Source organism: Gelidibacter sp., from assembly GCF_039916245.1.
GTDB lineage: Bacteria > Bacteroidota > Bacteroidia > Flavobacteriales > Flavobacteriaceae > Gelidibacter.
This window is the reverse complement of record NZ_JBDSLS010000095.1, coordinates 1-9,285: the sequence shown is the minus strand read 5'-3', so window position 1 is coordinate 9,285 and position 9,285 is coordinate 1. Positions and strand designations below refer to the sequence as shown.

Genomic DNA, 9,285 nt, shown 5'->3' with positions numbered 1-9,285 from the left:
TTAACAACTGGGATTTATGTGCTGCGTTTAGAATCCGAAGGACAATCTGTGACTAAAAAAATAGTGCTGGAGTAGACTTTTTTTGTAAAAATAAAAGCCCAACTTCAAATAGAAATTTGGGCTTTTTGTTTATCTGAAAAATTCAGTCAGTATTTCTCCAACGTGATAATGACCATGTCGTTTTTAATCTTTTACACAAAATAATATCGGTTAGCAAAACTTTCAGTAAATTCTTGGTCTTGCTTTTCCAGAATCTGATCTTGATATATTGGTTTTGAATTTTACAAAATTCATAAACTTCCATCCTTTTATCATAAAGAGAATAGAGTATCTTCGCAAAAAAATATTTTTCATGAGTTTAGTTTGGTTGTTTTTGGGATTAATCCTGTTGGTTGTAGGTGGCGAGTTTTTAGTGCGTTCATCCGTGGCCATGTCTCTTAAGTTTAATATTTCCAAACTGGTTATCGCGATGACGGTGGTCTCGTTTTCCACATCTGCTCCTGAGTTTTTAGTGAGTTTGCAGGCGGCTTTAAAAGGGTATTCCGATATCGCCTTAGGAAATGTTATAGGTTCCAATATTGCGAATATTGGTTTGGTTTTGGGGATTACAGCCATTATATCGCCATTGGCTATTAACAAGGATCTTTACAAAATGGATTGGTCAATGATGATGTTGTTATCTGTCGTCTTGTATTTCTTTTTAAAAAGCGGTAATGTTTTGAACAGATGGGAAGGTGCTGCCTTGATGCTTTCTCTCATTATTTTTCTTGTCGTATTGATTAAGCGTTCTCGAAAAGCGTCTGAAGCTGATGTTCAAAATATAGACAAAACGCTTGAGGTGACTTCAGGATTTAAAATTATTGTTTGGTTACTTATTGGTGCGGTATCTCTTTATTTTGGGAGTGAATGGCTCGTGTTTGGAGCGAAAGAAATGGCAACTTCTTTTGGGGTCAGTGAGCGTGTTATTTCTGTTACTGTGGTGGCTGTGGGTACAAGTGTGCCAGAGTTGGCGGCATCTGTTATTGCAGCATTAAAAAAGGAACATGCAATTTCTTTGGGGAATTTAATTGGTTCCAATATTTTTAATATAGCCTCCGTCCTGGGTATTACCGCCATGATTCAGCCCATCGCGGTAAATAGTACTCAAATATTGAGTAGCGATATGTTTTGGATGATTGGTTTTGCTGCCATTTTGATTCAGATGTTCTTATTGCCTAAACGATTTGAAATAGGTAGAATCAAAGGATTTATTTTATTGGGCGCTTATCTATTTTTCGTCTTCACGACATTCCGTGTCTAAAACAGGGGGTTGTTATCAAATTTATCATAAATTTTGCTCATGAGCCCTATTTTTTTTAGGGTGTAAATTAATTTCTAATCATTTTTCCATACTTTTGTGACATAATAATTAAATATATAATTATGTCAACACTACGTTTCTACGCTATAAAGAAAACTCTTGATCGCAAACCTGTTCATATTGAAGAAACCGAAAGGCGTTCTGCCATTTTTGGTGCCAATGTTTTTAATGAGGCTACTATGCGCCAGGTTCTAACCAAAGAAGCTTTTGACAGTGTGATGTCTGCGATGCAGAACGGCACAAAAATAGATCGCTCTGTGGCGGACCATATTTCAACGGGTATGAAAGAATGGGCTATTTCAAAAGGAGCAACTCATTATACACATTGGTTTCAGCCATTAACAGGTTCAACGGCTGAAAAACATGATGCTTTTTTTGAAACTATCGGAAACGGATTGGCTATAGAGAAATTTGGCGGCAGTCAGTTGGTGCAACAGGAATCTGACGCTTCGAGTTTTCCTAACGGAGGAATTAGAAATACATTTGAAGCCCGGGGGTATACCGCTTGGGATCCAACTTCTCCGGCATTTTTATATGGAACGGCATTGTGCATTCCAACAGTATTTGTGTCCTATACAGGAGAGGCTTTAGATTATAAAACGCCATTGTTACGAGCGTTGTTTGCGATGGATACCGCTGCAGTAGCAGTTTGTAAATATTTTGACAAAAATGTAAAAAAAGTAAACACCTCATTAGGGTGGGAACAAGAATATTTTTTGGTGGATAGTGCTTTGGCAGCGTCAAGACCAGACCTCGTGCAGACTGGACGAACCTTATTAGGTCATTCAGCAGCAAAAGGACAACAATTGGATGACCATTATTTTGGTTCTATTCCGGCAAGGGCATTGTCTTATATGAAGGACTTGGAAATTGAATGTATGCTTTTGGGTATTCCTGTTAAAACAAGACATAACGAAGTAGCTCCAAACCAATTTGAATTGGCGCCTATATTTGATGAAGCTAATTTGGCGGTCGACCATAATTCGTTATTAATGGATGTGATGGACAAGGTTTCAGATCGTCACAATTTTAGAGTGTTGTTTCATGAAAAACCATTTGCAGGCGTTAATGGCTCTGGAAAACATAATAACTGGAGTTTGAGCACAGACACTGGGGTTAATTTATTAGGTCCAGGAAAAACTCCAATGAGCAATTTGCAGTTTTTAACCTTTTTTATAAATACAATTAAAGCGGTCAATGACAATGAAGAGTTGTTGCGCGCCTCCATCGCCTCTGCAAGTAATGATCATCGTTTAGGAGCCAATGAAGCGCCGCCTGCAATTATGTCGATTTTTATTGGCGAGCAGTTAACAAGAGTCTTGAACGAATTGGAAAATGTGACGGATGGCATCTTGTCGCCTGAAGAAAAAACGGATTTGAAACTAAATGTGGTTGGCAAGATTCCTGATGTATTATTGGACAATACGGATAGAAATAGAACATCGCCTTTCGCCTTTACCGGTAACAAATTTGAGTTCAGAGCGGTGGGTTCTACGGCCAATTGCGCTAATCCGATGACTGTGTTGAGTACTATCGTGGCGAAACAATTGACTGACTTTAAAACGGAGGTGGATCAATTGATTACGAAAAAAGACATGAAAAAGGATGATGCCATTTTCAATGTTTTGAGAGAGTATATTAAGAAATCAAAAAACATTCTTTTTGAAGGCAACGGTTATGGTGAAGCTTGGGAAAAAGAAGCGAAAAAACGTGGTCTTAGCAATCACAGAACTACTCCTGAAGCTTTAAAAGCGAAAGTGTCTAAAAGAACAATCGAGCTTTTTGAGGAGATGGGCGTTATGAACCGGATTGAATCTGAAGCACGTTATGAAATTGAAATGGAAGATTATGTCATGCGTATCCAAATTGAAGGTCGGGTACTTGGAGATATTGCCCGTAATCATATTGTGCCAGTAGCCGTGCAGTATCAAAATCGACTGATTAAAAACGTCGTTGGACTAAAAGAAATCTATGGCAAGGATTTTAAAAAGTTCGCCCAGGAACAGCTGAATTTAATCGAGGATATTTCGGAGCATATTTCTTCAATAAATTCTGATGTTACTAAAATGACCGATGAGAGAAGAAAGGCTAATCTTTTAGCAGATTTCGAACTGAAAGCGAATGAATATTGCTTTAAGGTAAAACCGTTATTTGACAGTATTCGTTACCATTGTGATAAGCTGGAATTAATGGTGGATGATGAGCTTTGGCCAATGACAAAATACCGCGAATTGTTATTTACCAGTTAAACTGAATTATCAAGTATAAAAATGTGTTGAAGAGCCTCTTTAGTTAGAGGTTTTTCCTGTTAATGCCATTTCATTTCATCGTTATAATGCGTAGGTCTACGTATGTCGTTCGTCGGATTAATGTATTTCATCTTGATAAAATGCAGCTAATCGAAAAGATCGACAAACGGTTAAGATAGTTGCTTGATTACTACATATCAATGCCTTAATTTCATAGATTTGTATCGCTATTAATCAATATTTGTAAAGATGAAAAAACTTATTCTTAGCCTTGCGGCTTTGGCATTTGCGACCTATTTGTTTTCTCAAGATGATTCTAAGGATGATACTTCAGCTGTAAATAAAAGTACAGTAGTAGTAAACCATGACGGACCTAAAAAACAACTCTAAACTTAAATACTAAGATGAGTTTTCGAGTAGAAACATTCATTTTTTAATCATGTTTTGAAAACGGAAAAAAGGACAACTAATTAAAAAAATTGGTTGTCCTTTTTTGTTTTCGAGATTTTCTAAAAAGTAAACTTCAGGGATCAAGTCAAAAAGGATCAAGTCAAAAAGTTGTGGGATTTTAAGATTAAGCATAAATTGTTGTTAGTCTATTTAGAAAGAATTCTACGTTCCTGACACCTCTGAACTCCGCCCCTTCAGCCCGATGCGAAAATGATAAATTTATTTCAGAGTGGAGGAGCTTGGGGGTTTATGGCAGGCTATAATGACCTTTTAAGCGATGAACTTAAAGTTTTATTCATTGGAGCCCTTGATGATGCTTATTGGCGTAGCTTTTTGGTCCAATTCTTTGCTTAAGTGGCCATAATAATAAGAAAGGATTATATAGAAGGTTTGTCAACCTTTGTCAATTCAAATCCGATTATTAAGGAAAACTAAAATACAATCCTTATTTTTGCCTTTCCAATTAAAGTTATGAGTCAAGACGTAAGTAAAAGGTATGCGCAACGAGGTGTTTCAGCTTCAAAGGAAGATGTGCACAATGCCATTAAAAACATAGATAAAGGCTTGTTCCCACAGGCATTTTGTAAAGTTGTTCCAGATTATCTCACCAATGATGAGGATTATTGCTTAATCATGCATGCTGATGGCGCCGGTACAAAGTCCGCTTTGGCCTATATGTACTGGAAAGAGACTGGCGATGTTTCGGTGTGGAAAGGTATTGCTCAAGATGCCTTGATCATGAATATTGACGATTTGCTCTGTGTTGGAGCGACAAGCAATATCATGCTCTCTTCTACAATTGGTAGAAATAAAAATTTAATTCCAGGGGAAGTAATTTCTGCCATTATCAATGGTATGGAAGAGCTCATCACTGAATTAAAATCCTTTGGAGTAACCATACATTCTACAGGTGGCGAGACTGCTGATGTGGGAGATTTGGTCCGCACAATTATAGTGGATTCTACGGTAACAGCGCGAATGAAGCGCTCTGATGTGATTGATAACGCCAACATTAAAGCTGGTGATGTTATAGTAGGTTTATCCTCTTCCGGGCAAGCGAGCTATGAAACAGATTATAATGGTGGTATGGGTAGCAATGGGCTTACTTCTGCGCGACATGACGTGTTTCATAAATATTTGGCTGAAAAATTCCCAGAAAGTTTTGATGCTGCTGTGCCTGATGATTTGGTCTATTCTGGAAACGTAAAATTGACGGATGCCGTTGAAGGTTCTCCTATAAATGCAGGAAAATTAGTGCTTTCACCAACACGTACTTATGCGCCAATAATCAGTGAGATGCTATCTAAATATACTTCTCAGGATATTCATGGAATGGTCCATTGCAGTGGCGGTGCTCAAACCAAGATTCTTCACTTCGTAGAAAGTCTTCATATTATTAAAGATAATTTATTTCCAGTTCCTCCGTTATTCAAGTTGATTCAGGAGCAATCCAATACCAATTGGAAGGAAATGTATCAAGTTTTTAACTGTGGCCATCGTATGGAACTATATGTGTCGCCTTCTATCGCTGAAGATCTGATTGCAATATCAAAATCTTTTAATGTAGATGCGCAAATAGTGGGAAGGGTGGAAAATGCCGCTAAAAAGCAGTTAACGATTACGAGTGAATTTGGAGAATTTATTTATTAATAACTAGTCTAAAACATTAACCCCTACTTAATGAAAAAGATTTTATGTATTTGCTTGGTATTGTTGAGCCAATTTTTAAACAGTCAAACTAAAGATTCAGTAGCTGTCGTTGAAAAACCAAAATGGATTCAAAATAACAAGGCCAGCCTTGATGTTAGCGAAGTGACATTTGTTAACTGGAATGCTGGAGGGAGTAACTCCATCTCTGGACTTATGGGTTTTAGATCCTCATTAAATTACACAAACGATAATTTTTATTGGAAAAATAAGGGCGAAATCCGCTATGGCGTGAACAAGCAAGAGAGTCAAAGTTTGAGAAAGACCGAGGATATGGTGGAGGTGAGTTCTAATATGGGCTACAGAAAGGATTCATTGACCAATTGGTTCTTTTCTGCGCAATTCAACTTTAAGACGCAATTTACTAATGGCTACAATTATCCTGATCGATCAAGAGCTATTTCAAAATTTATGGCACCTGGATATATGTTTATAGGTGCGGGTGCTGAATATGGTAAAGATTTAGAAAAGTTCGCATTTTATTTTTCGCCTTTAACGGTTAAGACCACCTTCGTGTTGGACCCAGCCTTAGCTGATAAAGGCGCTTTTGGTGTAGAGGGTGCAGTGTATGATCTGGATGGAAATTTAATCAGGTCTGGTCAAAAAGTCAGAAATGAAGTTGGTATTTTGGTGACCCATTTTTTTGAAACTGAAATGTTTGAAAATATTAAAATTTCAACCAAGCTGAATTTGTATACCGACTATATTAAAAGTTTTGGAAATGTGGATGTGGATTGGCTTGTTAATTTTGAATTTAAAGTGAATGAGTTTGTAAGAGCCTCTTTAAGTTCCCATCTCCGATATGATGATGACATCAAGATATTAACCCCTACCGATGTGGCAGGTGTGTATGTTGAAAACGGTGCTCGCGTGCAATGGAAGCAAGTTTTAGGTGTTGGTGTTGCTATCAATTTCTAAAACATAGAAATTTATGTCTTGTTATAAAAATTTGTTAACTTTTGAATGTTGATAAATTGCTAGATACCTGGCCTATAGTGGATTGAGTTGCTTTCTCTGTACGGTTTATGACTTAAGTCATATTCGAAGTTGATTGTTTTTTGTTTCTTTATGTTTTAAAAAAAAAATTTAACCGATAAAAGCATAGCAATCCATGAAAGCTGATTCCCTCATTGTTCCTACCACAACATATTCCCAAGAAGAAGCCTTTGAAGCCGCCCTTAATTATTTTAATGGCGATGATTTAGCCGCTCGCGTTTGGTTGAATAAATATGCCTTGAAAGATTCTGATGGTCATATTTATGAATCCACACCAAATGAAATGCACCAACGCCTTGCAAAAGAAATTGCACGTGTGGAGGCAAAATACGAAAACCCAATGTCCGAACAGGAGGTTTTTGATTTGATCAAAGATTTCAAATATATTGTGCCACAAGGAAGTCCTATGGCCGGAATTGGCAATCCATTTCAGATCGCCTCGCTTTCTAATTGTTTCGTAATTGGAAATTCCGGGGATTCTGATTCGTATGGCGGAATCATGAAAATTGATCAGGAACAAGTTCAGTTAATGAAACGTCGTGGCGGAGTAGGTCATGATTTGTCGCATATTCGTCCAAAAGGTTCGCCAGTTAAGAATTCTGCTTTAACATCTACGGGTATTGTTCCATTTATGGAGCGTTATTCTAATTCTACGCGAGAGGTCGCTCAAGACGGACGCCGAGGTGCCTTAATGTTGTCTGTTTCTATCAATCATCCCGATGCTGAAGATTTTATCGATGCCAAGTTGGAACAGGGCAAAGTTACGGGGGCTAATGTTTCTGTAAGAATTGATGACAACTTTATGAAGGCTGTAAAATCGAACAGCCAATACACTCAAAAATATCCGATTTTCAGTGATAATCCTAAATTTTCAAAAACCATTGACGCCAATGGCATCTGGAAAAAAATTGTACATAATGCCTGGAAATCAGCTGAGCCTGGCATTTTATTTTGGGATACAATTATCAATGAATCTGTTCCCGATTGCTACTCTGATTTAGGTTACAAAACAGTGTCAACAAACCCATGTGGTGAAATTCCGCTATGTCCTTACGATTCTTGTCGATTATTGGCGATCAATTTATTTTCTTACGTAGAACAACCTTTTACCAAGGACGCAAGCTTCAATTTTGAACTTTTCAAAAAACACGTAACCGCGGCGCAACGTATTATGGATGATATTATCGATTTAGAATTGGAGAAAATCGATGTCATTCTACAGAAAATTGATGCAGATCCTGAGGGCGATGAGGTTAAGGCAATCGAAAGAAATTTATGGGTAAACATCAGAACGAAAACTCAGGAAGGCAGAAGAACTGGTGTTGGAATTACGGCGGAAGGGGATATGCTTGCCGGTTTAGGAATTCAATATGGCAGTGAAAAAGGAAATGCATTTTCAGTAGAAGTTCATAAAACCTTGGCGCTAGCGGCTTATCGTGCCTCAGTTTATTTAGCTAAAGAACGTGGGGCATTTAAGGTTTTTGATATTGAACGTGAAAAAAACAACCCTTTCATTCAGAGATTAAAAGCAGCAGACGAAGCCTTGTATTATGATATGACCGAATTTGGTCGACGTAATATTGCTTTATTGACCATTGCGCCAACAGGCACGACCAGCTTAATGACGCAAACCTCGTCTGGTATTGAGCCTGTTTTTATGCCTGTTTATAAAAGACGTCGTAAAGTAAATCCTAATGATAAGGAAGCGCGAGTGGATTTTGTGGATGAGGTGGGCGATTCCTGGGAAGAATATGTGGTGTTCCATCACCGATTCAAACAATGGATGGAAGTCAATGGTTATGATCTTGCCAAAAACTATGATCAAAAGGAATTGGATGCCCTGATTAAGAAATCACCTTATTATAAAGCCACTTCCAATGATGTAGATTGGATGAGTAAAGTAGCCATGCAAGGTGCTGTTCAAAAATGGGTTGATCATTCCATTAGCGTGACCATTAATTTGCCTAATGATGCGACTGAGGAGTTGGTGGGTAAATTATACATGGAAGCTTGGGAAGCGGGCTGTAAAGGTGTTACCGTATATCGAGATGGTTCGCGTTCTGGCGTGTTGATTTCGAATGACGAAAAGAAAGAGGGCGAACAGGAAGCCTTTGCGACATTTCCAACCAAACGTCCACAAACCTTGAAAGCTGATGTTGTGAGATTTCAGAACAATAAAGAAAAATGGATTGCTTTCATTGGCTTGATCGATGGTAAGCCTTATGAGATTTTCACTGGGCTTGCTGATGATGAAGATGGGATTTTGATTCCGCGTTGGGTCAATGAAGGTTTGATTATAAAAAACAGAAATGAAGACGGTAGCTCACGTTACGATTTTCAATACACCAATATCAGAGGGTATAAAACGACGATTGAAGGCTTGTCGCATAAATTTAATCCTGAATATTGGAACTATGCCAAATTAATCTCAAGTACACTGCGTCACGGGATGCCGATTGACAAGATTGTAGATTTAATCAATAGTTTGCAATTGGATACGGAGTCCATCAATACCTGGAAAAA

The 9,285-nt window shown here is 37.9% G+C and carries 6 protein-coding genes; all 6 read left to right on the top strand.

Annotation, left to right across the window (positions count from 1 at the left end):
- Positions 1-352: 352 nt before the first annotated feature.
- Positions 353-1,300 carry a calcium/sodium antiporter gene (locus ABIQ28_RS04690; protein ID WP_348035680.1) on the top strand — a complete coding sequence of 316 codons (948 nt, stop codon included), beginning with the start codon at positions 353-355 and terminating at the stop codon, positions 1,298-1,300.
- Positions 1,301-1,422: 122 nt separating this feature from the next.
- Positions 1,423-3,609, top strand: a complete 2,187-nt coding sequence (locus ABIQ28_RS04685; protein ID WP_348035678.1) for a glutamine synthetase III — start codon at positions 1,423-1,425, stop codon at positions 3,607-3,609.
- Between the two features lie 249 nt (positions 3,610-3,858).
- Positions 3,859-3,999, top strand: coding sequence for a hypothetical protein (locus ABIQ28_RS04680; RefSeq protein ID WP_348035676.1), 141 nt, complete (start codon positions 3,859-3,861; stop codon positions 3,997-3,999).
- Positions 4,000-4,530: 531 nt separating this feature from the next.
- The gene (locus tag ABIQ28_RS04675; protein ID WP_348035674.1) at positions 4,531-5,709 is read left to right on the top strand and encodes an AIR synthase related protein; all 1,179 of its coding nucleotides are present in this window, start codon (positions 4,531-4,533) and stop codon (positions 5,707-5,709) included.
- Between the two features lie 30 nt (positions 5,710-5,739).
- Positions 5,740-6,684 (top strand): DUF3078 domain-containing protein, encoded by a 945-nt coding sequence (locus tag ABIQ28_RS04670; RefSeq protein ID WP_348035672.1) that lies wholly within the window; start codon positions 5,740-5,742, stop codon positions 6,682-6,684.
- Between the two features lie 193 nt (positions 6,685-6,877).
- Positions 6,878-9,285, top strand: a 2,408-nt coding sequence (locus ABIQ28_RS04665; RefSeq protein WP_348035670.1) for an adenosylcobalamin-dependent ribonucleoside-diphosphate reductase, incomplete at its 3' end; no start/stop codon positions are given.

Coding starts and splice junctions, on each gene's coding strand:
- ABIQ28_RS04680 (WP_348035676.1), top strand. CDS start 3,859: ATGAAAAAACTTATTCTTAGCCTTGCGGCTTTGGCATTTGCGACCTAT.
- ABIQ28_RS04675 (WP_348035674.1), top strand. CDS start 4,531: ATGAGTCAAGACGTAAGTAAAAGGTATGCGCAACGAGGTGTTTCAGCT.
- ABIQ28_RS04670 (WP_348035672.1), top strand. CDS start 5,740: ATGAAAAAGATTTTATGTATTTGCTTGGTATTGTTGAGCCAATTTTTA.
- ABIQ28_RS04690 (WP_348035680.1), top strand. CDS start 353: ATGAGTTTAGTTTGGTTGTTTTTGGGATTAATCCTGTTGGTTGTAGGT.
- ABIQ28_RS04685 (WP_348035678.1), top strand. CDS start 1,423: ATGTCAACACTACGTTTCTACGCTATAAAGAAAACTCTTGATCGCAAA.